Below are 678 nucleotides of genomic sequence, written 5' to 3' on the forward strand. Positions count from 1 at the left end.
CAACAACTGAATTGATTATAATTATTGGATTTTCAGGTTTATGTCTGAGCATTATTTTATTCATGTTCGTCTTTATACCTGACTCTGTACTATTTGCCAAAGAAGGAATATTAAGATGGTTACCGTTTGTTTTAATTTTTGGAGGAATCCCATTTTCCATATATAAGGTTGTGAGCATTTTTCATAGTCAAGCGGCAAAAGCATTAGCATTTGGTTCAATTCTAATAATTGGACCTTTATTTGGATTTCAGAGTGGAAAAAACGAAAGGATTGCTCTTGAAAAAGATGGAGTAATTACGACAGGGTATATTTCGAAGAAATGGTATTCCACTGTAAATAAAAATAATGAGTGGTTAGTAAAGACAAAATTCAATGTGGACAGTGTCTGGTATGAATCATTCTCACAGACGGATGAAGAGAATATATTTGAAGAGAATCAAAAAATAGAAATTATTTATTCGAAAAGAAATCCTGAACTGAATAGAATTTATTCTCTCTTTATCAAGGAAAAATAAAAAATGCCAGGCCACAACAATGGCTAATAAAGCATAAGTGAGCCGATTCACTTTGGATGGTTCTCAGCTTCGGCGAGCAGCGCCAAATCGTTGATTTAGCTTTTGTAATGAAAAAGATAAAAACAAATACAACGCTTTGGCTTTGTGAAATTTGGAAGTGAGT

1 protein-coding gene is annotated in these 678 nt (G+C 32.9%); it reads left to right on the top strand.

Annotated elements, in window-relative coordinates; all coding sequences use genetic code 11:
• Positions 1 to 515, top strand: a 515-nt coding sequence (locus ACT29I_RS25710; protein ID WP_444794868.1) for a hypothetical protein, incomplete at its 5' end; no start/stop codon positions are given.
• Positions 516 to 678: the final 163 nt, after the last annotated feature.

It is taken from the genome of Saccharicrinis sp. GN24d3, assembly GCF_052400645.1.
GTDB lineage: Bacteria > Bacteroidota > Bacteroidia > Bacteroidales > Marinilabiliaceae > Saccharicrinis.